This is a genomic window from Gemmobacter lanyuensis (assembly GCF_014652355.1).
GTDB lineage: Bacteria > Pseudomonadota > Alphaproteobacteria > Rhodobacterales > Rhodobacteraceae > Gemmobacter > Gemmobacter lanyuensis.
On the sequence record NZ_BMYQ01000002.1, the window covers coordinates 53,944 to 80,001 of the forward strand.

The window sequence follows — 26,058 nt, forward strand, 5'->3', positions numbered from 1 at the left end:
TTATGTTGTGATATCTCACAATTTCACATAGCAAAATCACAAAGGAGGATTCCCCCATGTCCCAACAGGCCTTTGTCGCGGCGAAATCCGCATTGGACCCCGAAAACTTTGCCCTCGCGAATTGCATCCGCGCGCTGACCATCGATGCGGTCGAGGCGTCGAAATCCGGCCACCCCGGCGCGCCCATGGGCATGGCGGATGCGACGACGGTGCTGTTCCGCAAGCATCTGAAGTTCGATGCCAGCCAGCCCGACTGGCCCGACCGCGACCGTTTCGTGCTGTCGAATGGCCATGCCTCGATGCTGCTCTACAGCCTGCTCCATCTGACCGGCTATGCCGACATGACGTTGGAACAGATCCGCAATTTCCGCCAATGGGGTGCGATCACCGCGGGGCACCCGGAATATGGCCACGCGAAGGGGGTGGAAACCACCACCGGCCCGCTGGGTCAAGGCATCGCCACGGCGGTGGGCATGGCCTTGGCGGAACGACGGCTGGCGGCGGAATTCGGCACCGATCTGGTGGATCACCACACCTATGTTTTTGTCGGTGACGGCTGCCTGCAAGAAGGCATCGGGCAAGAGGCGATCAGCCTCGCGGGGCATCTGGGTCTGTCGAAGCTGATCGTGCTTTATGACGACAATTCCATCACCATCGACGGGCCGACCTCGGTTTCGTTCAGCGAGGATATCCCCGCCCGCTTTGCCGCCTGCGGCTGGCATGTGCAATCCTGCGACGGGCATGACGGGCGGGCCGTGGATGCCTGCCTGACCGCCGCGCGCGCCGAAAACGCGCGTCCCTCGCTGATTGCGCTGAAAACCGTGATCGGCTTCGGCTCGCCCAACAAGGCCGGCAGCTATGCGGTGCATGGCGCCCCTCTTGGCGCGACCGAGGCCGAGGCGACCAAGGCCACGCTGGGCTGGCCGCATGGGCCGTTTGAAATCCCGCAGGATCTGCGCGCGGCTTGGCAGGCGGCAGGCGCCCGCGGGCAAGCCGACCGCGCGGCATGGGAGGCCCGCCTTGCCGCCCAGACCCCCGACCGCCGCGCCGAATTCACCCGGCGCATCAACGGCACGCTGCCCGCGGCCTATGACGCCGCGGTGCAGGCCGCGCGCGATGCCCTGTTTGCCGCGCCGAAAAAGGCCGCCACCCGCAAGGCCAGCCAGATGGCGCTTGAAGCACTGGCACCCGCCCTGCCCGAGATGATTGGCGGTTCGGCAGACCTGACCGGGTCGAACCTGACCCGCGTCCCGGCGGTGGACCTGCAATACACGCGCGATGTTCCGGGCCGCTACATCGGCTATGGCGTGCGCGAATTCGCCATGGCAGCGGCGATGAACGGGCTTTGCCTGCATGGCGGATTCCTGCCCTATGGCGGCACCTTCATGGTCTTTTCCGATTACTGCCGCAATGCAATCCGCCTTTCGGCGCTGATGGGGCTGGGCACGGTCTATGTGATGACGCATGACAGCATCGGCCTGGGTGAAGACGGGCCGACGCACCAGCCGATCGAGCATCTGGCCTCGCTCCGTGCGATTCCCAATCTCATGGTGTTCCGCCCTGCCGATACGGTCGAAACGTTGGAGGCCTGGGATATCGCCATCCGCAGCCGCAGCACGCCCTCGCTTCTGGCGCTGTCGCGGCAGGATGTGCCGCAGCTGCGGCTGGCAGCCGGGGCCGAGAACCTGACCGCCCGGGGTGCCTATGTCATCCGTCAGTTCGGCACGGGCCGCGATGTGACGCTGATCGCCACCGGGACCGAGGTCGCCCTTGCCGTCACCGCGGCCGAGGCGCTGCAGGCCCGTGGCCTTGCCGTGGCTGTCGTCTCCATGCCCTCGTGGGAGCTGTTCGAAGCGCAGCCCGAGTCCTATCGCGCCGAGGTGCTGGGCAATGCCCCGCGCATCGCGGTCGAGGCCGCGGGCAAGTTCGGCTGGACCCGTTACGTCGCCTCGGAACAGGACGTGATCGGGATGCCGGGCTTTGGCGCCTCGGCCCCGGCGGAACGGCTGTATCAGGAATTCGGCATCACCGCCGAAGCCATCATCGCCCGCGCCCTGACGCTGACGGGCAAGTAAGGATCGCCCCCATGAAATTCTTTGCAGATACCGCCGTTATCGCTGAAATCCGCGAGCTGCATGACTATGGCCTTCTGGACGGGGTCACCACCAACCCCAGCCTGATCGCCAAATCCGGCCGGGATTTCAAAGAGGTCATCGCCGAGATTGCGGCGCTGGTTGATGGGCCGGTTTCGGCCGAGGTCGCCGCGCTCGACTTTCCCGGCATGGTCGCCGAGGGTGAACATCTGGCGCAGATCGCCCCGAATGTGGTGATCAAGCTGCCGCTCACGCTTGATGGTCTGCGCGCCTGCCGGCATTTCGCCGCCAAGGGCATCCAGACCAATGTGACGCTCTGCTTCACCGCCAACCAAGCGCTTTTGGCGGCCAAGGCGGGGGCGACCTATATCTCGCCCTTCGTGGGGCGGCTGGATGACATCAACCTGGATGGGATGGATCTGATCCGCGACATCCGCCAGATCTATGACAATTACGGTTTTGAAACACAAATCCTTGCGGCATCTGTGCGGACTGCCAACCATGTGAAGGAAGCCGCGCTGGCCGGGGCCGATGTGGCCACCGTGCCTGCCGCCGTGATCAAGGGGTTGGCCGCCCATGTCCTGACCGACAAGGGGTTGGAACAGTTCGCCAAGGACTGGGCCAAGACCGGGCAATCCATCCTTTAATGCGCCTCCCACCCCGGCCCTTCCCAGGCCGGGGACCCTGCCGGGGGGCGGTCCTCCCCTGCCCTCCGGCACTTTTCTGCAAGACAGGCGCGGCCTTGCCTAAACCATCAGGGCGCGGGCCGTGGGTTCATCGGTGATCAGGCCCTTTAACCGCCCGCTCATCAGCACGGCGCGGATGGCGTGGCTTTTGTCGGGCCCCCCGGCGATGGCAACGATCTGACTATCGCGCGGGCCATCCAGATCCACGGCAAGCGTGCGGGCGGTGAGCGTGGTTTCCAGCACCCGGCCCCGCGCGTCAAAGAAATGGCCGAGCATTTCGCCCACGCCGCCGGTGGCGGTGATCTCTGCAATCTCGCGCGGTTCGATCATCCCCGAGGCGACAAGCTGCGCCCCATCATCTGCCGTGCCGATCCCGACGATCTTCAACCCGGCATTGTTCGACATTTCAAAGACTTCACGCACCCCCCGCTGGGCCAGCAGCACCTCGCGGTCTTCGGCGGAATTGGCAAAGAACGGCACCGGCATCACATAGGCCTGCGCCCCGGTCTTTTCCGCCAGCTTGTGCATCACGTCATGCGGGTTGGCCGCGTAATTCCGCGTGAGCCCCCCCAGAAGCGACACGAACCGCACCCCCGCCGCGTCCACCCGCGCCATCTGCTGCACCGCCGCCGCCAAGGTGCGGCCATGGCCCAGCCCGATGGTGCGGTGGTCGCCCCGGTCGATCTCGCGCCGCAGAAAGCCCGCCCCGGCAAGGCCGAGCGCGCGCAGGGGCAGATCTTCTTCCCCCAGATCGGGCGCCACCTCGCAGAAATCGAGGCCATAGCGCGCGCAGATCTGGTCCTCCAGCATGGCACATTCGACGATGGCCCCGTCGATGGACACTTTCACCACCCCATCCGCCACCGCCCGCGCAATCAGCCGGTGCGCCTTGACCGAGGGAAGGCCAAGCCGTTTGGCCACAGCGGCCTGCGTCAGTCCGCCCGCGTAATGCAGCCAGGCCGCGCGGATCGAGAGGGATTCCTCGGGGTCGATATCGGTATAGCGCGGAGCCATGATGCCAATCCCCCGATCAGCCCGCGGCCTGTTGCACGGCGACCAGATCGACCACCGACAGGGGCACCGGATTGGCCTTCATGGAAGAAGAGCTCGCCGCCGCCTCGGCCGCGGCGGTCTGTGCGGCAGCATCAATCCCCAGCGCGGAAAGGGTCGGCAGGCCGCAGTCGCGCGCCCAGCGGGTCAGCGCATCCACCGCCGCATCCGGGCCAACGCCGAAGGCCTGCCCGATCCAGCCAAGCACCTGATCCAGCCGCCCGGCCAGCGCCGCATCCGTCACCGCCGCGCGATTGGCGCGCAGCACCGGCGGCAGCAGCACACCGCAGATAGCCCCATGCGCGGCCCCCGTCAGCCCCCCCAGCGGGCCGGCAAGGCCATGCACGGCTCCGAGGCCCGCATTGGCCAGCGCAAGGCCGCCACACAGGCTGACCCAGGCCATCTCATCCCGCGCGGCAGGGTCTTCCCCCTGCATCAGGCGCTTGAGCGCGGCCAGACCGCGCGGGATCGCATCGCGGCACAGCGCGTCGGTCAGCGGATTGGCACGGGTGCAGACATAGGGTTCTATCACCTGCGTGATCGCATCCAGCCCCGAGGCCAGCGTGATCCCCCGCGGACAAAGATCCGTCAGCGCCGGATCGACGATGGCCAACCGCGGCAACATGCGCGCATCCCGCAGGCTGACCTTGCGGCGATGTTCCGGCACGCCGATCACCGCGTTGCGCGTAACCTCGGCCCCTGTTCCGGCCGTGGTGGGCAGGGCCACAAAGGGCAGCGGCGCCTGATCCAGCGGCAGACCCTTCCCCACGACCTCAAGATGGTCCAGCATGGGCCGCGTCGCGGGGACCAGCGCGGCAATCGCCTTGCCCGCATCGATCACCGCCCCGCCCCCAAGTGCCACCACAACCTGCACCCCGGCCGCGCGCGCCTCGGCGACCCCGGCCTCGATCATCGGCATGTCGGGTTCCGCCACCACCGGCAGACGCGTGACCCGGCACCCCGCCGCGATCAGCGCCTGGGCCAGCGCCTCGCTGCGGTCAGGGTTGCGCCCCTGCACCAGCAGCACCTCACGGCCAAGAGCCGCCACCCGCGCCGGAGCCTGCGCTGCCTGCCCCCGACCAAACAGAATCTCGGTGGCTGTCAGGAAGGAAAAGGCGCTGGCAGACATGACAACACTCCGAAGACAAGGGACAGGGGCGGGATGCCCCGCCACGGATCAGATATTGAGGTTTTGCACGCCGCTGTCGATATGCGGCGCCCAGAAGGCCACGCTTTCGGCAATCTGCGCGATGACCTGGCGGTCGTTCGGCTCACGCTCCTTGAAGGATAGTTCCAGACAGATTTCGTTATCGACCGCGCCACCTTCGGCAAAGGCGGCAAGCAGCGGTTCGGGCTGGATGCTGCCCTTGGCGTTGAACGCGGCGGTAAAGGGACGATGGCCGGATTTGTCCATCATGGATTGCTTGATATGGATGATCGGGCTGACCTTCGGCACCGCCCGCGCCCAGGCATAGGGATCGGTATCATCGGGGTTGGGGCTGGTCACATCGCCATGGTCGATGTCGGCCATCATCCACATCGGCACGGCCATGTTTGCCGCCGTCAGACGATCTTGCAGGGCCATGGCCTCGGCGATGGTTTCACCGAATTCGCGGCCCACGCTCATCGGTTCCCAGAACACATAGGACAGGCCCGCCGCCTTGGCATGTTCGGCCACTTCGGCCCAGCAGTCGATGGCAATGCGGATCAGATCCTCACGCCGCTGCGGATGGTCGTAATCCCGATAGGTGAAGATCGCGAATTGCGTCCCGACCGAGCTGCCCCCCAGATCGGCGGTGATATCGGCAAAGGTCTTGAACCAATCCACATAATAGCGCCGCACATCCCGATCCGGGTGGCCAAAGTGATTGAGCCGCCCATAAGGCCCGGTCATGCCGCTGGTCACGCGCACCCCGGTGCGGGCCAGCGCCGCGCCCATCTGCCGGGTCAGACGGCGGATGACGGGGGCAGGCCAGCTTGGGTTGATGAATTCATGCGTCAGCTGCAGGTCGCGGATCCGCAGATCGCGCGCCACGGTGTCGATCAGATCATCCGGATCGGCAAAGCGGTTCACCAACGGATTGGTATTGAGCGAGAGTGTCAGGGCCATGGGAACCTCAGGCGGCAAGGCGGGCGTCTTCAAACCAGTCGGCGAAAGCGGCGCGCTCGGCCTCGGTCAGGTGGAGATAGTGTTTCGTGCGGCGATACAAGATGTCATCCGGCCGTTGCGCCCATTCCTTCGCCACCAGATAGCGGGCCTCGGCCTCATAAAGCTGACCGCCGAAATGCCGCCCCAGATCGGCGAGGGATTGCGCCCCTTTCACCACATCCTTGGTGCGCGCGCCGTAAAGGCGCCCGTAATGCTGCACCAGCGGGCGCGGCATCCAAGGGTAGGCGTCGCGCAAGCTGTTGGCAAAGCTCTCATAATCTGCATTCGGCATTTCGCCGCCGGGCAGCGGGGCTTTCTCGGTCCAGTCGCCACCCATCTTCGGGAAAATTCCAGTCAGGCGGTGCATCCCGCGTTCGGCCAGTTCGCGGAAGGTGGTGATCTTGCCGCCAAAGACGTTCAGCAGCGGCGCCCCCCCGGTTTCATCCAGATCGAACACATAGTCGCGCGTCACGGCCGAGGGGTTGCCCTTGCCATCATCAAACAGCGGCCGCACACCCGAAAAACTGTGCAGCACATCGGACCGGCGCAGCTTTTCCTTGAAATAGCGGTTCACGGCGGCCAGCAGGTATTCGATTTCGCTTTCGTCGGCCTGCACATCCTCGGCCCGGCCTTCATATGAAATGTCGGTCGTGCCGATCAGCGCCTTGTCGCCCTCATAGGGGTTGATGAAGATCACCCGCTTGTCATGGTTCTGCACCAGATAGGCGTTCGACCCGGTCCACCATTTCGGCACGATGATATGGCTGCCCTTGACCAAGCGCACATTGCGCGCCGAATTCGACCCGGCAACCCGGCCGATCACGTCCGACACCCAAGGCCCGGCGCAATTCACGATGCAGCGCGCGCGGAAGCGGCGCGTCTCGCCCGTCGTCTCGTTCCGGGTAGTGATGGTCCAGGCGCCGTCTTCGCGCCGGGCCGAAGTGGCGGCCGACCGGGTCAGAACTTCGGCCCCGCGTTCGGCGGCATCAACGGCGTTCAGCACCACCAGCCGGGCATCATCCACCCAGCAGTCGGAATATTCGAAGCCCCGGGTGTATTGATCGAGGATCGCGGCCCCTTCGGGATCGCGGCGCAGGTCGAGCGTGCGGGTGCCGGGCAGTTTCTTGCGCCCACCCAGATGGTCATAGAGAAAGAGGCCAAGCCGGACGAGCCAGGCAGGCCGATCCTGCGGGCTGTGGGGCAGCACGAAGCGCATGGGCCAGATGATATGCGGCGCGGCGTTCAGCAGGACTTCGCGTTCGATCAGCGCCTCGCGCACGAGGCGGAATTCGTAGTATTCCAGATAGCGCAGGCCCCCATGCACCAGCTTGCCCGACCGTGACGAAGTGCCCTGCGCCAGGTCATCCTTTTCGCACAGTACCACCGACAGGCCGCGGCCTGCCGCATCGCGGGCAATCCCGGCGCCGTTGATCCCACCACCGATGACGAACAGGTCGATCATTCCGGGCTCAGAGGTCATGTCTTGCTCCTTCAAGCGGGGGTGCTGCCGCTGGCAGCCCCCGTGTCATGGCGCGCGGCGGCCAGCGCATCCCAAGCGGGGACAAGGCCATGCCGTGCGGCGGTAAATGCAGGGAAAATGCGGTCATAGGCCGCCATCAGCGCCGGGTCCGGCGCCTCGGTCGCGCCCAGAAGGGGCGTGACCCATTCGGCAATGCAGGCGTCCATATCCGGGTAAGCTCCGATCGCAACGGCGGCCATCATCGCAGCGCCTGCAGCCCCGGCCTCTTCCCGGGCCGAGACGCGGACAGGCGCATGGATCGCAGCCGACAGGATGCCCCGCAGCGCGCGCGACCTTGCGGCCCCGCCCGTCAGACGCAGCTCACCCGGCAGGGCGCCCATGGCGGTGTAACAATCGCGCATCGCATGGCCCAGTCCTTCGACCACGGCGCGCAGCACATCGGGGTAGCGATGGGTGAGCGACAGGCCGGTAAAGCCCGCACGGGCCTTGGCATTCACGAAAGGCCCGCGTTCACCCGCGTCCGAAATATAGGGCAGATAGGCGATCTGACCGGGGCGGCTTTGCGCCAGCCAGCCTTCGATCCGCGCGACAAGATCGCGATGTGTCACCTCTTGCCCGAAATCGCGCAGCACATCGGCGGCAAGGCCAAGCGCCCAGTCGATGTTCAGCGTGGCGGCCATATTGGTCTGGACCTGCGTCACCACCCCCGGCACGGGCAGGCAGATGACATAGCCGGTGCCCTCGGCGTTCAGATGCACATCCTGCCAGCGCACCGCGCGCATGTGGACGCCGGTGGACCCCACGGTCGAACAGGCCACATCACCCACCGCACCGCCATGCACCCCGGCGCCGAGCGCGGTCATCACCATATCCACATAGCCAAGGCTGACCGGCGTCCCGGCGCGCAGCCCGGTCTGGGCCGCGGCTTCGGCGGTCAGGGGGTGCGTGGTCATGGTGCCGTCGACGATTTCGGGCAGCAGCCCGCGCCGATGGCTCAGCCCGAGCGCATCAATGACGCCCGCATCATATTGGCGGGTGCGGAAATTCCCGAAGGTAAAGCTTGCCTCGGACGGATCGGTCGCCCGCACGCCGGTAAGGTTAAGGTAGAGCCAGTCCTTGCAATGCAGGGCCACCTCGGCCCGGTCGAGCAGATCGCGGTGATGGCGGTCCATATGCGCCATCTGCGTGCCCTGCTGGCAGGTGTTGAGGCCGGTCCCCGTCGCCTCGAAGCGGGCACGGTTGGCGGGCCCGGCGGCAAGATCGGCCACTGTCGGCGCCGCGCGCGCATCCAGCCAGAGCCAGGCATCGCCGACCGGCGCATTGTCCGCGCCGACCAGCCAGGTGCCATCGCCCTGCGCCGTCACCGCGATGGCCGCCGTACGCGCGGCAAGGTTTTCAACCCGGGCGCCCAGGCCCCGCAGCGCCGCGGCGCAATCGGTCCAGGTCTGATCCAGGGGCTGCGTGGCCGATCCGTCAGCCCCGGTGGCATAGCGGTTCGGCACCGCGAAACTGTCGATCTGCTGCCCCGACAGGGTAAAGGCCACCGCCTTGATGACCGAGGTGCCGGAATCGATCCCGATCAGAATATCGTTCTCCGACATCAGCATCCCTTTCCGCAGGCTCGGCCCCGGGCCGCCAGATCACCGGTCATTGCGTTGGTTCCTCCTCGGCTGGTGTCGGGCCTCCTCTGACCCCGGCGCGGACATCCCCGTCCGGCGCCACCCACACCGCGTGATAACTTATATCACAATCCTATCCCGGATAGTGTATTTTTTTACGGACAACGCAATTTATTTCAGTTAAGCTGGAAGCTGTCAAGACACAGAACTAGGGGACCACGGCCAATCCGGGCCGAAAACCGCTCTGACCACCAAGCGCGCCAAGGCGGTGGGGGCGTGGAGCAACTCGGGGCAAAAACTGTTATAAATCCGGCACTAACGACACACATCCGCTGCACATGCAGCATAATTCCGCCGCAGACGCGAAAGAATCAGCGCCTTAGCGGCAGGCCCTAGCACCCCCCGCGGCGACGCCAGAAAACCCGAAGGGAATCAAGGCAAACCCGCAAAAGCCGCCCACCATAGATAACATGCTTGACTGAGTTTATAACACGTATATAACACATCAGACTGCTCAAGGCAGACAGGCGCCGCGAAGGGATGAGGAGATCCGTCGCAGCCGCCACGCAGGAGGGGAGATACAGCTCATGTTCAGGCAGACCGCCGCATCCGGTGGCACACCCACCCATCCCAAGGCGCATCGCGCCTGATTGCGGCACGGGTGCCCTGCGCCCGCGGCCCTTCCTCCGACCCCGTTTCAGCAGAATTCCGAGGCCGCACATGACCACCAGCCCCGCCCCCGTCCCGAAAGCCCCCGCATCGCCCCGTCGCGGCCTGATCGCCGCCGTCTGCCTGGGCGCGGTGGTGCTGGGCGGCATCGCGCTTGATACGACCGTCGTTCACATCGGGTCCGAATCCGATGTGCGCCAACAGGCTTTCGCGCCCGACACCTATGGCCAGACCGAATTCCCGCGCATTCAGGCCGTGGTCGAGGAACGCGCGGTGGACGGCGTGACCATCGCCCCCGAGGTCATGGCAGACAAGGTGGCCGCCGCACAGAAATACGGCACCGCCTCATCCACCGGGGCCATCATGATGGTTCGGGTGACCGGCGTGGTGGGCGAAGGCAAATCCGGGGTCTATACGCTGGCGGTTGAGGGGATGCCCGCCGATATCCGCGTCCGGGTCCAGACCGGCCCCGCCATCAACGGCACTGACCTGCGCGATGCGCCCGGCGATATCGCCTTCGGCGCCTTCAAGAACCAGATCGAATATCAGGATGCCGGATCGGCCATCAACCGCGCCATGAAGGCGGCGGTTCTGGACGGGATCGACACCGCCAATCTGACCGGCAAGACCATCGAGGTGACGGGCGCCTTCCGCCTTGTGAACCCGAAGAACTGGATGATCACCCCTGTCCGGGTCACCGTGAAATGAACGACACCCCCACCCCCAAACCCGATCTGCGCGAGGTGGTTCTGGCCGCCCGCAACGTGGCCAAATCCTATGGCAATATCCATGCGCTCAAGGGCGTGAACTTCGACATCCATCGCGGGCAGGTCACCACCCTGTTCGGTGAAAACGGCGCGGGCAAATCCACGCTGATGAAGATCCTGTCGGGCGTGATCCAGCCTACGACCGGGCAGATCATCCTGGATGGTCAGCCGGTCAGCTTCCAATCCTCGACCGAGGCGCGCGACCGCGGGATTTCGATCATCCACCAGGAACTCTCGCTCGCGCCAAACCTCAGCGTGCGTGACAATATCTTCATGGGGCGCGAGATCACCGGCCCCACCGGCGTCAATTTCGCCGAGGAAGAACGTCAGGTTCGCAGGTTGATGGCCGAGCTTGAGGAAGACATCGACCCGCTGACCCCGGTCGAAGAGCTGCGCCTGGGCCAGCAGCAGATCGTGGAAATCGCGCGCGCGCTGTCGGTGGACAGCCGCATCCTGATCATGGACGAACCGACCAGCGCCCTGTCCGCGACCGAGGTCGAGGTGCTGTTCAAGGTGATCCGCGACCTGACCTCGAAAGGGGTGAGCATCGTTTACATCTCGCACCACCTCGAAGAGGCGCTGCAGATCACGGATCACGCCGTGGTGCTGCGCGACGGCAATATGACCGCCTATGCGCCGCGCGCGGACATCGATCTGGAATGGATCGTGCGGAACATGGTGGGCGAAAACTATGATCTGGGCAGCCCGCCCACCGGCTATGCCTTTGGCGACACGGCGCTGTCGGTGCGCGATCTGACCGTGCCGGACCCGGCCGGGGGCGCCTTCAACGTGGTGGACCGCCTGTCGCTGGATGTGAAGGCCGGCGAGATCGTCTGCATCTACGGCCTGATGGGCGCGGGGCGGACCGAGCTTCTGGAAACCGTGGCCGGCCGCCTGCGCGCCGGTCGCGGCCAGATAGTGCTGGAAGGGCATGAGGTTTCGCATCTGACGATCGCGGAACGCATCGCCCGGGGCCTTGCTCTCGTGCCGGAAGACCGCCAGCGCGACGGCCTGGTCCAGACGATGAGCGTGGGCCAGAACCTCTCGCTCGCCTCGATCATGAACTTCACCAAGGGTCTGTTCACGCAGAAACGCGCCGAACAGGACCTGATCGACCAGACCATCCGCAAGGTCACGGTCAAGACCTCGGGGGGCGCTGCCGCCATCGGGTCGCTTTCAGGGGGGAACCAGCAAAAGGTGGTGATCGGCAAGATGCTGGCGACCAATCCCCGCGTCATCATGCTGGATGAACCGTCACGCGGCATCGACATCGGCGCCAAGGCCGAGGTGTTCAGGCTTTTGGCCGAACGCGCGAAAGAGGGCCTCGCGGTCGTCTATTCGACCTCGGAAGTGGGCGAATGCCTGTCGATCGCCCACCGGATCATCGTCATGCACAAGGGCCGCATCTCGGCCGAATTCGATTCAACCGTCTCCAAGGAAAAGATCATGGCCGCCTCGGGCGAGTCCGTGGCCGCCTGACGGATCAAGCTTACGGAGCCCAGACCCATGTCGGATACAACCGCCTCCCGCACTGCCGCAGCCAAGGGCGCTGGCGGCTTCAGCATCGGCCGACTTCTGCTGGAAGGCCGCGCCTTCTTTGCGCTGATCGTCATTATCGCCGTCTTTTCCTTCCTGTCGCCGAACTACTTCACGGTGTCGAACTTCCTGATCATGGCCAGCCATGTGGCAATCTATGGCATCCTTGCCATCGGGATGCTGCTGGTGATCCTGAACGGGGGGATCGACCTCTCGGTCGGCTCGATCCTTGCGCTGTCCGGGGTCATGGCCGGGGCCATGATGCAGGGGATCGAGATTGAGGCCATGGGCGTCATCCTCTATCCGCCGGTCTGGGCCGTGGTTGTGCTGACCTGCACGCTGGGCGCGCTGGTCGGGGCGGTGAACGGGGTGCTGATCGCCTGGTTCAAGGTGCCTGCCTTCGTCGCCACGCTGGGCGTGATGTATGTGGCGCGCGGTGTGGGCCTGCTGATGACCAACGGGCTGACCTACAACAACCTTTCGGGCCGCCCCGAACTGGGCAACACCGGCTTTGACTGGCTGGGCTTCAACCGCCTTGCGGGGGTGCCGATCTCGGTTCTGGTGCTGGCGACGCTGGCCATTCTGGCGGGCCTGATGCTCAGCCGTTCGGCCTTCGGGCGCTGGCTCTATGCCTCGGGCGGCAATGCGCGCGCGGCTGATCTGTCGGGCGTGCCGGTCAAGCGCGTGCAGATCACGGTCTATACGCTCTCGGGCATCCTGTCGGCCATCGCGGGTCTGGTGCTGTCGTCGCAGCTGACCTCGGCCGGGCCGACCGCCGGCACCACCTATGAACTGACCGCGATTGCCGCAGTTGTCATCGGCGGGGCGGCGCTGACCGGCGGGCGCGGCACGGTGCGGGGCACCATGCTGGGGGCCTTCGTGATCGGCTTTCTGTCCGACGGCCTCGTGATCATCGGCGTGTCGTCCTACTGGCAGACCGTCTTTACCGGCGCGGTCATCGTGCTCGCCGTGCTGATGAACTCGATCCAATACGGGAAAGGCGCCCGCAAGGGCTGATCCCGGAACGACCTTCTCGCGCGGGTCCTGCCAGAGGACGGGGCCCCGCGGAAAGCCTTGCCAAAAACGGCAACAAACTACCAACCCCAAGGGAGAGAGACCAATGATGAAAATGACCCGTCGCCTGCTGCTGGGTGCTGTCGCCGCAATGCCGCTGATGGCTGGCGCCGCCTCGGCCGAGGGCCTGATCTCGATCATCGTGAACGACCCGGCCAACCCCTACTGGTTCACCGAAGGCGAAGTCGCCAAGGCCACTGCCGAAAGCATGGGCTATTCGGCCAATGTCGCCGCCCACAAGGGCGACACCAATGCCGAAAGCACCCTGGTCGACACCGCGATCACCAACAAATCCGTCGCCATCATTCTGGACCCGGCCAATGCCGACGGGTCGATCGGTGCGGTGAAGAAGGCCGTTGATGCAGGCATCCCGGTGTTCCTGGTGAACGCCGAAATCAACCAGGAAGGTCTGGCCAAGGCGCAGCTCGTGTCGAACAACGCCCAGGGTGCCGCCCTTGGCGCCGAGACTTGGGTTTCGATGGTCGGTGAATCGGGCAAATATGTCGAACTCTTCGGCAACCCGGCCGACAACAATGCCGCGACCCGCTCGAACGGCTATGAAACCGTGATCACCCAATACCCGGATCTGGAAAAGGTCGGCAAGGAAGTCGCCAACTGGGACCGCACCCAAGGCTACCAGAAGACCCAGTCGCTGCTGCAGGCGAACCCCGACATCACCGGCCTGATCGCCGGCAACGACGAAATGGCCCTGGGTGCCATCGCGGCGCTGAAAGAGGCGGGCAAGCTGGATGCGGTCAAGGTTGGTGGCTTTGACGGTTCGCCGGACGCGGTCGAGGCGATCAAGGCGGGTGAAATGCAATACACCGTGCTGCAGCCCGTCGCCGTCTTCTCGGCCGAAGCCGTGAAACAGGCCGACAGCTTCATCAAGACTGGCGCGACCGGCGCCGCAACCGAAAAGCAGCTGTTCGACTGCCTCCTGATCACCAAGGAAAATGTCGACAAATACACCGCTGCCTTCACCCTGTCGGAATGATCTGACTTCGGGGGGCGCCAGATCGGCGCCCCCTTCCCTTCCCGGACCCCGTATCGCCTGTCCGGCAGGAAGTTCTTTGCCTTGACCGCGGCTTTTGCGCTAAGGCGAAACGGGCAGGAGGCAGCGATGACGGCAACCCAGATTCCCTTTGAAAACGCTTTGGAACGTCTCGCGGCCGAACAGGTTTCCAGCGACAGCCGCCATGCACGCCAGCTGGCGCGCCGCCAGCTGATTGCCGAGGCCGTCATGGCCGAAGGCACCATGCGGATCGAGGATCTGACCGAACGCTTCGGCATTTCTCTGATGACCGCCCACCGCGATCTGGATGAACTGGTCAGCCGCGGTCTGCTGCGGAAAACGCGCGGCATCGTTTCGGCCACGCCCACCAGCCTGATTGAATCGAGCGACGTGTATCGGTCGTCCCGGCAGGCAGACGAAAAGGCCGCCATTGCCGCCGCCGCCGCGCAATTCGTGGAACCCGGCCAGGCGGTGTTCTTCGACGATTCCACCACGGTCTTGCAGATGGTCCCCCATCTGGCGACCCGCGTGCCGCTGACCGCGATCACCAATTCACTGACGCTGATGTCGGCGCTTAAAGGGATGCGCGATGTCACGCTGCTGGGGCTGGGCGGACAGTTCTACAACTGGTGCAATGCCTTCATGGGGCCGGTGACCACGGGCGAGATTCGCCGCATGCGCGCCGATTGCGTCTTTTTATCGGTCGCGGCCATCACCGACGGCATGGTCTTTCACCAATCGCCCGAAATGGTCGAAACCAAGCGCGCGATGTTCGACAGCGCGGCGCGGCGCATCCTCTTGGCCGATCACACCAAATTCGAACGCCGCGCGCTGCATGCCATGGTCGCGCTCGAGGATTTCGACGCCATCATCGTGGATGAAGGCACCCCCGCCGCCGTGGTCACGCGAATGCAATCGCGCGGAGTGCAGGTGATCGTGGCGCCGGTCACACAGGCTGCGGGCTGATTTTTATCATCTATTGATGTGAATTTCACATCATGCGATGTTCACTTTCACGCAAGTGGAGGAGACGCGCCCGATGCCAAGCCTGCTGGGGATCGACAATGGCCTGACCGTCACCAAGGCCGTGATCTTTGATGAAAGCGGCGCGGTGCTGGCCGTAGCACGGCGGCGCGTCGCGCAGAGCATGCCCGCCCCCCGCTTTGTCGAACGCGATATGGCGGGCCTCTGGCAGGCGACTGCCGCTGCCATTGCCGAGGCGATCACGCTCTCGGGTCGCCCGGCCTCGGACATCCGGGGGGTGGCGGCAACGGCGCATGGCGACGGGCTTTATCTGCTGGACCACGACCAACGCCCGCTGGGGCCGGGGATCCTGTCGCTCGACAGTCGCGCAGCCGAGGTGGTGGCGCAGTGGCAGGCCGATGGCACGGCCGACCGCGCATTGGCCCGCACCGGGCAGGTGCCCCATGCCTCGGCGCCGTCGGCGCTGCTGGGCTGGATCCGGCGGCATGACCCAGACCGGTTCGCCCGCATCGGCCATGTGATCGCCTGCAAGGACTGGCTGCGCTTTTGCCTGACCGGAACGATCGGCACCGACCTGACCGAGGCCAGCACCTCCTTCACCGATGTGGAAAGCCAGGGCTATGCGCCCGATATCCTGCCGTTGTTCGGGCTGGGCGATCTGGCCCATGCCCTGCCCCCGGTCAGCGCGCCGGATGCCGTGGTGGGCCATGTCACAACCGAGGCCGCCGCACGGACCGGTCTTGCCGTCGGCACGCCGGTGGTGGCGGGGCTGCATGATGTGACGGCCTCGGCCCTCGGGATCGGGGGGCACCGGAAGGGCACGGTTGCCATTGTCGCCGGCACCTATTCGATCAATGAAACCGTCTCTTTCGCGCCAAAGGTCGATGCGCGCTGGTTCTGCCGCAATGGCATCCGTGCGGGCGAATGGAACAGCATGGCGATCTCGCCCGCCTCGGCCACGAATTACGACTGGTTTCTCGACAATCTCATGGGGAACGACCGGGCAGAGGCCGAAGCCGCGGGCCAGTCGATCCATACCCGCATCGCCCCCGAGATCGACGCCGCCCTTGCCCGGCCCTCGACGCTGCTGTTTCACCCCTATCTCTTCGGCTCGCCCCACGGCGCGATGGCCAGCGCGGGCTTTCTGGGCCTGCGCGGCTGGCATGGCCGCGGCGATCTGCTGCGCGCGGTGCTTGAGGGGATCGCCTTCAACCACAGGGTTCATGTCGATGCGCTCCGCGACGGATTTGCCCCCGATGAGGCCCGCCTGACGGGCGGCATTTCCCGCAACCCGGCCTTTGCCCGCCTGTTCGCCGATGTGCTGGGCATGCCCGTCACCGTCAGCGCCACGGAAGAGGCCGCAGCTTGGGGTGCCGCGCTCTGTGCGGGGGCAGGCGTGGGGCTGTTTGCCAGCCCCCGGCATGACCCGCGCGATCTGGCAGCGCTGGACCAGGTTTTCACCCCCGATCCCGTCCGCAGCGCCGAGATGCAGGACCGCTACGCCCTACATTGCGAGGTTTCGGCGCAGCTTGCCCCGCTCTGGCCGCGGATCGAAGGGCTGGCACAGGGGCGCCAGCCATGACCGCAGACCGCCGCCGCGACGACATCGCGGCCTATGTGACCCAGCGAGGCGAGGCGCGGATCGACGATCTGGTCGCAGCCTTCGGCGTGTCGCGCATGACCATCCATCGCCATGTCGAGGAGCTGGCCCGCCAAGGCGTGCTGCGGAAACTGCATGGCGCGGTCAGCGCCCAGCCGAGCGGGGTCTATGAAAGCCTGTTCCGCTTCCGCGAAACGCGCAACGCCCCGGCCAAACAGGCGCTGGCCCGCGCCGCGCTGGCCGAAGTTGCGGCCGGGCAGGTCATCGCGCTGGACGATTCCACCACGGTCAATGCGCTGGCCCCGCTGCTGGCGGATCGCGGCCCGCTGACGGTGGCGACCAACAGCCTGACCGCGCTACAAGCGCTGGCCGGGGCCGATGATCTGCACCTGATCGCGCTGGGTGGCGATTACCACCCGACCTATCACGCCTTCATCGGGCATCTGTGCGAAACCCTGCTGGCGCAGCTGCGGGTCAATCTGCTGATCTGTTCCGCTTCCGCCATCAGCGGCACGGCGGCGCTGATCCAGGACCCGCAGGTGGTGCGCGTGAAACAGGCGATGCACCGCGCCGCAAGCCGCCGTGTGCTGCTGGTGGACAGTTCCAAATTCGGCAAGGTGGCCCTGCACCTCTTTGCCGATCTGACCGATTTCGACGCCGTCTATACCGATGACGGCCTCCCCCCCGAGACCGCGCAACAGCTGATTTCGGCTGGCGTGCGCCTGAAGATCGTGACCCTCGCATGACCCAGACCCAAGATTTCGACGTTCTCATCCTCGGCGCGGGGATCAACGGGGCGGGCCTGTTCCGCGACCTCTGCGAACAGGGGCTGCGGTGCCTGATCGTGGACAAGGCCGATTTCGGCAGCGGCACCAGCGCCGCGCCCTCGCGCCTGATCCACGGCGGCATCAAATATCTGGAGACGGGCGAATTCCGGCTGGTCGCGCAATCGACGCTGGAACGCAATCTGCTGCTGAAGAACGCGCCCCATGCCGTCAAGCCGCTGTCCACCGTGATCCCGATCTTCTCTTGGCTGAAGGGGATTCCGGCGGCGCTGCGGACGCTCTTGGGCAGCACCACCGCCCCGCGCAGCCGGGGCGCGGTGCTGATCAAGATCGGCCTCGGGCTTTATGATTTCTACGGCGCCCGCCATCGGGTGATGCCGCGCCATGCGCTGTGGTCGCGCAAGCGCGCGCTGACCGAGATCCCGCCGCTGACCCCGCGCATCGTGGCAGCCGGCACCTATTACGACGCAAAGGTCAGCCACCCCGAACGTCTGGTGCTGGAGCTGTTGCAGGACGGCATCGCCGCCAGCCCCGGGTCCGAGGCGCGCAATCATTGCGAATTGCTGGGGGCCAAGGCCGGCGAGGTGCAGTTCTGCGGCCCCGATGGCGCGGAATTCGCTGTGGCGCCGCGGATCGTCGTCAATGCAGCCGGTCCCTGGATCGACAAGGTGAATACGCTGCTGGGCGCGCCGTCGCGCCTGATCGGGGGGACCAAGGGGTCGCATATCCTGCTGGATCACCCCGAACTTATTGCCGCGCTGAACGGCCGGATGATCTACTTCGAGGCGGATGACGGGCGCATCTGTCTGGTCTTTGACCATCTGGGCCGGGCGCTGGTCGGATCGACCGACACCCGCGCCGCCGACCCCGATTCCGTGCGCTGCGAAGATGACGAGATCGACTATTTCCTGCAAAGCCTACGCGGCCTGCTGCCGGGGCTGAGCTTTGATCGCAGTCAGATCGTCTATGCCTATGCGGGGATCCGGCCCCTGCCCGCCTCGGACGGAACCGCGCCGGGGCTGATCAGCCGCGACCATTCCGCCCCGGTGATCGAGGGCGAGGGCCTGCGCCCCTGGCCCATCATCGCGCTTGTCGGGGGGAAGTGGACGACCTTCCGCGGCTTTGCGGAAGAGGTGGGCGATACCATCCTGTCCCGGCTTGGGCAGGCGCGGCGCGTCGCCACCACGGGCCTGCCCATCGGGGGGGGCCGCGATTTTCCGACAACCGAAGACGCGCGCCGTCGCTGGATCACGGCCGTTTCCGAGGCGACAGGTGCCAGCCCCGCGCGGGTGGGGGCGCTGCTCGACCGTTACGGCACCACCGCCCGACTGATCCTCGCGCAAGAGGCGATCAGCGCCCCGGCGCGGCTGCAGGATGCGCCCGACCATTCCCATGCCGAACTCGACTGGATCGCACGGAATGAACAGGTGGTGCATCTGGAGGATCTGGTGATGCGCCGCACCGCGCTGGCCCTGACCGGACGGCTGAGCGGGCGCGACCTTGAGGTCATCTCGCAAATCTGCGCGCGGGCGCTACATTGGGATGAACCCCGCCGCGCCCGCGAATTGGCCAAGACCGAGGCCAAGCTGGTGTCTCGCCACCGGCTTCGCCTCGGACGGTCAGGCTGATCAGGCCGGAAGCTGGAGCGCCAGAACCTGACGCACGGCTTCCGCCGCCTCGGCGCCCTTTTTGACGAAATGGTCACGGTAGAAGGTGATCAGCGCCTCGACCGGCTGGAAGTTGTGCGGCGTCAGTGACACCGAAAACACCGGAACGCCGGTTTCCATCTGGGCCTGCATCAGGCCGTTGACCACGGCTGCGGCCACGAAATCATGGCGATAGATGCCGCCATCAACGACAAGCGCGGCCGCGACCACGGCGTCATAACCGCCGCTCTGGGCCAGTTTCTTCGCCAGCAGCGGCATTTCGAACGCGCCGGGCACGTCATAGGCATCAACCGTGGCACCGGGCAGCAGCTTGGCAGCTTCGGCCAGGAAACCTTCATGGGCACGATCGACGATATCGGCGTGCCAACGTGCCTTGATAAAGGCGATGCGGGGGGTCTTGGTGGTGTTCGACATTTCGGAACCTTCCGTTTGCATTGCGTCAGGTCCCAGAGCATTCCCCACAGCCGGGCCGCCCCGTTCAGGGTGGCTCGTCCGCGGTCCTCTTTCATCCGGACTATACCGTCGGCCCCGGAGTTTCACCGGATCTGCTGACCCTTCGGTTTCGAAGGCGCTCGCGGGCTGTCACCGCCGGTGGGGAATTGCACCCCGCCCTGAGAACGCACCAGAGGTAGCCTGTTCCGTACCCGCTTGCCATGCCCAATTGCGACATTCGGGCGACAAGATTCCCCTCTTTGCATCCGCGTTTACGGAAAGCCGTTCCCCCGCGCCCATGCCTGACGGCGCGCTTTGGCCGCTTTCGCCGCGCGTGTTAGCGACAAATCCTTTCGCTGCACCTGCGAAAAACCCCATTGATGCGCGATTTATGCGCGAATTATCGGATAAACGCGCAAAAACGAATTTTTCCTTTTGACAAGGCCTCTCAAAACGCGCTTTTCTAAAGCCCATAGCGAGGGGAGGCGCGGCTGTGACTTCAACAGCACCCGACAACGGGCCGATGGACCTGTTCATCATTGGCGGCGGGATCAACGGCTGCGGCATTGCCCGCGACGCCGCCGGGCGCGGCCTGTCGGTCACGCTGGCAGAAATGGGCGATCTGGCACAGGCGACATCCTCGGCCTCGACCAAGCTGTTCCACGGCGGCCTGCGCTACCTTGAATTCTTCGAATTCCGGCTGGTGCGCGAGGCCCTGGAAGAACGCGAAACGCTGCTGCGGGCCATGCCCCATATCAGCTGGCCAATGCGCTTCGTGCTGCCGTGGCACCCGGCCATGCGGTTCGAAAGCGATACGCCGACCTCGCGCCTCTTGTCCTTTGTCATGCCCTGGATGAAGGGGCGCCGCCCGGCCTGGCTGATCCGTCTGGGGCTGTTCCTTTACGACAATCTGGGCGGGCGGAAGATCCTGCCGGGAACGCGGACAGTGAACCTGCGCGAAGACGCTGCCGGGGCGCCGTTGAACCCGAAATTCGGCTTTGCCTATGAATATTCCGACTGCTGGGTGCAGGACGCCCGGCTTGTGGTGCTAAACGCCCGTGATGCCGAAGCGCGCGGCGCGCGGGTTCTGGTGGGCACCAAGGTCGTCTCGGCGGCGCGGGAAAACGGGCTTTGGCACATCGTCACCGAGGGGCCGGAGGGCCGGGCCGATCACTGGTCGCGGGGTCTGGTCAATGCGGGCGGCCCCTGGGTCGAAGACGTGATTCGCAACACGATCCGCCTGAATTCCACCGAAGGGGTGCGGCTGGTGCGCGGCAGCCATATCGTGACGCGCAAGCTCTATGATCACGACCGCTGCTATTTCTTCCAGGGCGAAGACGGGCGCATCATCTTTGCCATTCCCTACGAGCAGGACTTCACCCTGATCGGCACCACGGACCAGGACCATAAGGCCGCCCCGTCAGACGTGCATTGCACCGAGGCCGAGCAGGATTACCTTTGCGCCTTCGCCTCGAAATACTTCGCCAAGCCCGTGACCCGGCAGGATATTGTCTGGACCTATTCGGGGGTGCGGCCGCTTTACAATGACGGGGCGAAATCGGCCACGGCGGCAACGCGCGACTATGTGCTGTCGGTCGATGCCACGGGCGGGGTGCCGCTGCTGAATGTCTTTGGCGGCAAGATCACCACCTATCGGCGGCTGGCGGAAAGCGCGATGGAAAAGCTGGCGCCCTATTTCCCCGGCCTGCGCGGCAAATGGACCGCCGGGGTCACGCTGCCGGGGGGCGGATTCGCGCCCGACGCGACGGCGCAGGTCATCCGGGATCTGGCGGCAAGCTATCCGTTTCTCGGTCCGCAATGGGCCGAGCGGATGGTTCGCCACTACGGACTGGAAGCGCGTGACATTCTCGGCAATGCTCGGATGGCAGAGGATCTTGGACAGAGCTTCGGCGCCACGCTGACCGAGGCGGAAGTAAACTGGCTGATGACCCGGGAATGGGCGCGCCGGGCCGAAGATGTGGTCTGGCGGCGCACCAAACTGGGCTTGAGGCTGACGACGGAACAGATCGCCGCGCTGGACATCTACATGACCGAGCGCGCGCAGCCCGCCCCGGTTGCGGAATGAGGGAGAGGACATGACGCTTGAACTGAAATCAGTGTCCAGCATGGTTGGGGGCCGGGTGCATATCCACCCTACCGACCTGACACTGACCAAGGGCACCATGAATGTGCTGCTGGGGCCGACGCTGTCGGGCAAGACCTCATTGATGCGGCTGATGGCGGGGCTGGACCGGCCCACCTCGGGCCGGATCTTCTGGGACGGGCAGGATGTCACCGGGCAGCGGGTTCAGGACCGCAAGGTTGCCATGGTCTATCAGCAATTCATCAACTACCCGGCGATGACGGTCTATGACAACATCGCATCGCCCCTGCGGCTGATGGGGCAGAGCAAGACTGAAATCGACCGCGCCGTAAAGGACGCGGCCGAGATGATGAAGCTGACGCCGCTGCTGGACCGCAAACCGCTGGAGCTTTCAGGCGGGCAGCAACAGCGATGTGCGCTGGCGCGGGCGCTGGTCAAGGGCGCGGGTCTGGTGCTGCTGGATGAGCCTCTGGCCAACCTTGATTACAAGCTGCGCGAAGAGCTGCGGGTCGAAATCCCCAAGATCTTCGAGGCGTCGGGCGCGATCTTCGTCTATGCCACCACCGAACCCGAAGAGGCGCTGCTGCTGGGTGGCCATACCGCGACACTATGGGAGGGCCGGATCACCCAATTCGGGCCGACGGCGCAGGTCTACCGCCAGCCGCGGGATCAGATCACCGCACGCGTCTTCTCGGACCCGCCGATGAATTTCCTGCCCGTGGTGAAGCAGGGCCACCGCCTGTCCTTTGGCGAAGGGGTGAACGCCCCGGCCGATGGTGCCTTCGCGGCGCTGGCCGATGGCCGCTACATCGCGGGCTTCCGCCCCAACCATCTGGAGATTGCGGGCCATCATCAGGGGCGCGCGGTGGAATTTGCCTGCACGCTGCGCGGCACGGAAATTACGGGGTCGGAAACCTTTCTTCATCTGACGCACGGGGCCGATCAGTGGGTCGGGCTGGTGCATGGCGTCCACGCCCTGACCCGCGGTCAGGGCCTGACCGTCGCGCTTGACCCGCAGTTCGTCTACCTGTTCACCGAGGACGGGCGCCTTGCAGCGCCGGCCTCCTATGCCTTCGCGGCGTAAGGGGGCGCGGGACCATGGCACAGATCACGCTCAAGAACCTTGCCCACAGCTACAAACCCAATGCCACCGCCGATGCGGATTTTGCGCTGAAGGAAATGGACCACGTCTGGCAGGACGGCGGCGCCTATGCCCTTCTCGGATCGTCGGGCTGTGGGAAATCCACCCTGCTCAACATCATCTCGGGGCTCTTGCGGCCCAGCCACGGCCGCGTGCTGTTTGGCGACCGCGATGTCACCGACGCCGCCACCGCCGAACGCAATATCGCGCAGGTGTTCCAGTTTCCGGTCGTCTATGACACCATGACGGTGCGCGACAACCTCGCCTTCCCGCTGCGCAACCGCGGGATGGAGCCCGATTACATCAAGGCGCGCGTGAACCAGATCGCCGCCATGATCGGCATGGAAGAGATCCTGAACCGCAAGGCCCGCGGCCTGACCGCCGATGCCAAGCAGAAGATCAGCCTTGGCCGTGGCATGGTGCGCGAGGATGTGAATGCCATCCTCTTTGACGAACCGCTGACGGTGATCGACCCGCATATGAAGTTCGAACTGCGGACGCAGCTCAAGACGCTGCACCGCGAATTCGGCCATACGATGATCTATGTCACCCATGACCAGACCGAGGCGCTGACCTTCGCCGACAAGGTGGTGGTCATGTATGACGGGCGCGTGGTGCAGATGGGCACCCCGCAAGAGCTGTTTGAACGGCCCGGCCACAGCTTTGTGGGCTATTTCATCGGCTCGCCGGGGATGAATTTCTTTGATGCTACGGTCGCGGGTCACACCGCCACCGTGCTGGGCGAGACGCTGGCGCTGGGGGCCAGCTATGCCCCGCCGAAAGGGCGCGTCCAGATCGGTATCCGGCCCGAATTCTGCGTTCTGGGCCGTAGTGGCGGGCTGCCCTTCAGCATCCGCCGGGTGGAAGACGTGGGCCGCCACCGCATCATCCGCGGCACCGTGGCCGGGGCGAATGTCAATGTCACCCTGCCCGAGGGCATGGAGATCGACGCCGATGCCAACCGCGTCCTCTTCGCCCCGGAAAAGATCAACGTCTACGCCGACGACTGGCGCGTCAGCCCCGAGGGGGAGGAGAACTGATGGACAAGACGCTGAACAACAAGGCGTGGTTCCTTGTGCTGCCGGTGCTGGTGCTGGTGGCCTTTTCAGCGGTGATCCCGCTGATGACCGTTGTGAACTATTCGGTGAACGACACCTTCGGGAACAATGAATTCTTCTGGGCCGGGCTGGAATGGTTCGAAGAAATGGTGACCTCGGACCGGCTGCATGGCGCGCTGGGGCGGCAGGTGATCTTTTCCGCGATCATTCTGGCGATCGAGGTGCCGCTGGGCATCTATATCGCGCTGAACATGCCCAAAAGCGGGTTCTGGGCCTCGTTCTGCCTGGTGCTGATGGCGCTGCCGCTGCTGATCCCGTTCAACGTGGTCGGCACGATCTGGCAGATCTTCGGGCGGGTGGACATCGGCCTTCTGGGCCATACGCTGGCGGCCTTCGGGATCGACTACAACTATACCAATGATCCGATGGATGCCTGGATCACCGTCATCGTGATGGATGTCTGGCACTGGACCTCGCTGGTGTCGCTGCTGTGCTATGCGGGGCTGCAGTCCATTCCGCAGGCCTATTACCAGGCCGCCAAGATCGACCAGGCGACCCGCTGGGCCGTGTTCCGCTATATCGAGCTGCCGAAGATGCAGGGGGTTCTGCTGATCGCGGTGCTGCTGCGCTTCATGGACAGCTTCATGATCTACACCGAACCCTTCGTGGTCACGGGCGGCGGACCGGGCAATTCGACCACCTTCCTGTCGATCGATCTGGTGAAGATGGCCGTGGGGCAATTCGACCTCGGCCCGGCGGCGGCCTTCTCGATCATGTATTTCCTCGTGATCCTGCTGGTGAGCTGGGTCTTCTACACGGTGATGACCAACCTCGACAAAGCGGAGGGCAAATGATGCGCGTGAAACCCTCAGCCTTCGTGATGGGCATCTACCTGCTGTTCCTGCTGGTGCCGATCTACTGGCTCGTGAACATGAGCTTCAAGACCAATGCCGAAATCCTCGGCAGCTTCACGCTCTTTCCCAATGACCTGACGCTGCGGAACTATGTCATCATCCTGACAGATCCGAGCTGGTACATGGGCTATGTCAACAGCCTGATCTATGTGGTGATGAACACGGTGATTTCCATCACGGTGGCCCTGCCCGCGGCCTATGCCTTCAGCCGCTACAGCTTCATGGGCGACAAGCACCTGTTCTTTTGGCTGCTGACCAACCGCATGTCGCCGCCCGCGGTTTTCGCCTTACCCTTCTTCCAGCTCTATTCCTCGGTCGGGCTGTTCGACACCCATATTGCCGTGGCGCTGGCGCATTGCCTGTTCAACGTGCCGCTGGCGGTCTGGATCCTGGAAGGGTTCATGCGCGGCGTGCCGAAAGAGATTGACGAAACCGCCTATATCGACGGCTATGGGTTCTGGCGGTTCTTCGTGAAGATCTTCATGCCGCTGATCGCAAGCGGCATCGGGGTCGCCGCCTTCTTCTGCTTCATGTTCAGCTGGGTTGAACTTCTGCTGTCGCGGACGCTGACCTCGGTCAATGCCAAGCCCATCGCGGCCACCATGACCCGCACGGTCAGCGCCTCGGGGATGGATTGGGGGGTGCTGGCAGCGGCGGGTGTTCTGACGATCATTCCCGGTGCGCTCGTGATCTACTTTGTCCGCAACTACATCGCCAAGGGCTTTGCCCTGGGGAGGGTGTGATGTCTGCCGCTTCCGCAAAAAGCCCGAACTGGACCGCGATTTCCGCCACCGCAGGGGGGCTGTGGCTGGCCGGTCTGGCCGCGCTGATCGCCATCGCCCCACGCAGCGAGGACGGGATCGAATGGTTCGAACAGATCTCGCCCGGGGGCTGGATGGCCTGGAGCCTGCCGGTCGCGCTGTTCTTCTATATCATCGCGGGGCTGCTGGTGCTGTTCACGCTGCTGGCGATCCGCTTCCCCGAAACGCCGCGCCGCGGTGTGCTGCGGATTGAAACAACGCGCGGCGACCGCCTGTTCATCACCCTTCTGGGGTCGGCCCTCATCCATCTGGGCTGGCTCTTCTTCTTCGGCGCCCCGGTCTGGTGGGCGCTGGCGATCTGCCTTGTCTATGCCGTGGCGGTGTTCCGCTGGGTCTGACGGGCCATGAAACGGGTCGGGGCGCGAAACAACCCCAAGACGCGCGCCCCGGTTCAGCGACGTTCAACGAAATCTCACT

Annotated in this window: 22 protein-coding genes and 1 riboswitch; of the genes, 16 read left to right on the forward strand and 6 right to left on the reverse strand. The window is 65.0% G+C overall.

The features are described 5' to 3' along the window. The first annotated feature begins 56 nt into the window (after window positions 1-56). Both tkt and fsa read left to right on the forward strand, forming a co-directional pair. Window positions 57-2,075, forward strand: a complete 2,019-nt coding sequence (tkt, locus tag IE101_RS05350) for a transketolase (RefSeq protein WP_189632790.1) — start codon at window positions 57-59, stop codon at window positions 2,073-2,075. An 11-nt stretch (window positions 2,076-2,086) separates the two neighbouring features. Further along, complete coding sequence (fsa, locus tag IE101_RS05355; RefSeq protein WP_189632791.1) at window positions 2,087-2,740, forward strand: fructose-6-phosphate aldolase; 654 nt, start codon at window positions 2,087-2,089, stop codon at window positions 2,738-2,740. A gap of 99 nt (window positions 2,741-2,839) precedes the next feature. On the opposite strand, the gene IE101_RS05360 is transcribed toward fsa, so the two are convergent. From IE101_RS05360 to IE101_RS05380, 5 genes are read right to left on the reverse strand one after another with little or no spacing between them, the layout of a single operon-like run. Next, complete coding sequence (locus IE101_RS05360; RefSeq protein WP_189632792.1) at window positions 2,840-3,793, reverse strand: sugar-binding transcriptional regulator; 954 nt, start codon at window positions 3,791-3,793, stop codon at window positions 2,840-2,842. A 16-nt stretch (window positions 3,794-3,809) separates the two neighbouring features. Then, complete coding sequence (locus IE101_RS05365; protein ID WP_189632793.1) at window positions 3,810-4,958, reverse strand: iron-containing alcohol dehydrogenase; 1,149 nt, start codon at window positions 4,956-4,958, stop codon at window positions 3,810-3,812. 48 nt (window positions 4,959-5,006) lie between these two features. Continuing rightward, the gene (locus tag IE101_RS05370) at window positions 5,007-5,939 is read right to left on the reverse strand and encodes a sugar phosphate isomerase/epimerase family protein (RefSeq protein ID WP_189632794.1); all 933 of its coding nucleotides are present in this window, start codon (window positions 5,937-5,939) and stop codon (window positions 5,007-5,009) included. Window positions 5,940-5,946: 7 nt separating this feature from the next. After that, window positions 5,947-7,458 carry a glycerol-3-phosphate dehydrogenase gene (locus IE101_RS05375; RefSeq protein ID WP_229804027.1) on the reverse strand — a complete coding sequence of 504 codons (1,512 nt, stop codon included), beginning with the start codon at window positions 7,456-7,458 and terminating at the stop codon, window positions 5,947-5,949. An 11-nt stretch (window positions 7,459-7,469) separates the two neighbouring features. Then, the gene (locus IE101_RS05380) at window positions 7,470-9,059 is read right to left on the reverse strand and encodes an FGGY-family carbohydrate kinase (RefSeq protein ID WP_189632795.1); all 1,590 of its coding nucleotides are present in this window, start codon (window positions 9,057-9,059) and stop codon (window positions 7,470-7,472) included. Window positions 9,060-9,797: 738 nt separating this feature from the next. On the opposite strand from IE101_RS05380, the gene IE101_RS05385 reads away from it, so the two are divergent. The 8 genes from IE101_RS05385 to IE101_RS05420 all read left to right on the forward strand — a co-directional run bounded on the left by IE101_RS05385 (window position 9,798) and on the right by IE101_RS05420 (window position 19,132). Continuing rightward, window positions 9,798-10,454: a DUF2291 family protein gene (locus tag IE101_RS05385; RefSeq protein ID WP_189632796.1), complete on the forward strand. Its 657-nt coding sequence runs from the start codon at window positions 9,798-9,800 to the stop codon at window positions 10,452-10,454. Further along, on the forward strand, window positions 10,451-11,992 hold the full coding sequence (locus IE101_RS05390) for a sugar ABC transporter ATP-binding protein (RefSeq protein ID WP_189632797.1): 1,542 nt from the start codon (window positions 10,451-10,453) through the stop codon (window positions 11,990-11,992). The genes IE101_RS05385 and IE101_RS05390 overlap by 4 nt, the downstream gene beginning before the upstream one ends. A 27-nt stretch (window positions 11,993-12,019) precedes the next feature. After that, a complete protein-coding gene (locus IE101_RS05395; RefSeq protein ID WP_189632798.1) occupies window positions 12,020-13,066 on the forward strand; it encodes an ABC transporter permease in 1,047 nt (348 codons plus the stop codon). A gap of 103 nt (window positions 13,067-13,169) precedes the next feature. Beyond that, entirely contained in the window at window positions 13,170-14,117 is a 948-nt protein-coding gene (locus IE101_RS05400) for a D-ribose ABC transporter substrate-binding protein (protein ID WP_189632799.1), read from the forward strand. A gap of 126 nt (window positions 14,118-14,243) precedes the next feature. Next, a complete protein-coding gene (locus IE101_RS05405; protein WP_189632800.1) occupies window positions 14,244-15,101 on the forward strand; it encodes a DeoR/GlpR family DNA-binding transcription regulator in 858 nt (285 codons plus the stop codon). Window positions 15,102-15,174: 73 nt separating this feature from the next. Continuing rightward, on the forward strand, window positions 15,175-16,701 hold the full coding sequence (locus IE101_RS05410) for an FGGY-family carbohydrate kinase (RefSeq protein WP_189632801.1): 1,527 nt from the start codon (window positions 15,175-15,177) through the stop codon (window positions 16,699-16,701). Next, entirely contained in the window at window positions 16,698-17,465 is a 768-nt protein-coding gene (locus IE101_RS05415; RefSeq protein WP_189632802.1) for a DeoR/GlpR family DNA-binding transcription regulator, read from the forward strand. The genes IE101_RS05410 and IE101_RS05415 overlap by 4 nt, the downstream gene beginning before the upstream one ends. After that, window positions 17,462-19,132 carry a glycerol-3-phosphate dehydrogenase/oxidase gene (locus tag IE101_RS05420; protein WP_189632803.1) on the forward strand — a complete coding sequence of 557 codons (1,671 nt, stop codon included), beginning with the start codon at window positions 17,462-17,464 and terminating at the stop codon, window positions 19,130-19,132. Before IE101_RS05415 ends, IE101_RS05420 begins: the two co-directional genes overlap by 4 nt. Here the strand turns inward: IE101_RS05420 and IE101_RS05425 are convergent, their stop codons facing one another. Further along, window positions 19,133-19,585 carry a 6,7-dimethyl-8-ribityllumazine synthase gene (locus IE101_RS05425; RefSeq protein ID WP_189632804.1) on the reverse strand — a complete coding sequence of 151 codons (453 nt, stop codon included), beginning with the start codon at window positions 19,583-19,585 and terminating at the stop codon, window positions 19,133-19,135. Between the two features lie 79 nt (window positions 19,586-19,664). Next, a riboswitch (FMN riboswitch) is annotated at window positions 19,665-19,794 on the reverse strand. 332 nt (window positions 19,795-20,126) lie between these two features. Here IE101_RS05425 and glpD point away from each other — a divergent pair. From glpD to IE101_RS05455, 6 genes are read left to right on the forward strand one after another with little or no spacing between them, the layout of a single operon-like run. After that, window positions 20,127-21,689, forward strand: coding sequence for a glycerol-3-phosphate dehydrogenase (glpD, locus tag IE101_RS05430; protein WP_189633103.1), 1,563 nt, complete (start codon window positions 20,127-20,129; stop codon window positions 21,687-21,689). A 10-nt stretch (window positions 21,690-21,699) separates the two neighbouring features. Next, window positions 21,700-22,791: an ABC transporter ATP-binding protein gene (locus tag IE101_RS05435; RefSeq protein WP_189632805.1), complete on the forward strand. Its 1,092-nt coding sequence runs from the start codon at window positions 21,700-21,702 to the stop codon at window positions 22,789-22,791. Between the two features lie 14 nt (window positions 22,792-22,805). Further along, window positions 22,806-23,888, forward strand: coding sequence for an ABC transporter ATP-binding protein (locus tag IE101_RS05440; RefSeq protein WP_189632806.1), 1,083 nt, complete (start codon window positions 22,806-22,808; stop codon window positions 23,886-23,888). Continuing rightward, on the forward strand, window positions 23,888-24,760 hold the full coding sequence (locus IE101_RS05445; RefSeq protein WP_189632807.1) for a carbohydrate ABC transporter permease: 873 nt from the start codon (window positions 23,888-23,890) through the stop codon (window positions 24,758-24,760). The genes IE101_RS05440 and IE101_RS05445 overlap by 1 nt, the downstream gene beginning before the upstream one ends. Beyond that, window positions 24,760-25,563: a carbohydrate ABC transporter permease gene (locus IE101_RS05450; protein WP_189632808.1), complete on the forward strand. Its 804-nt coding sequence runs from the start codon at window positions 24,760-24,762 to the stop codon at window positions 25,561-25,563. Before IE101_RS05445 ends, IE101_RS05450 begins: the two co-directional genes overlap by 1 nt. After that, window positions 25,563-25,979 carry a DUF2160 domain-containing protein gene (locus IE101_RS05455; protein ID WP_189632809.1) on the forward strand — a complete coding sequence of 139 codons (417 nt, stop codon included), beginning with the start codon at window positions 25,563-25,565 and terminating at the stop codon, window positions 25,977-25,979. Before IE101_RS05450 ends, IE101_RS05455 begins: the two co-directional genes overlap by 1 nt. The last annotated feature ends 79 nt before the right edge of the window (window positions 25,980-26,058 follow it).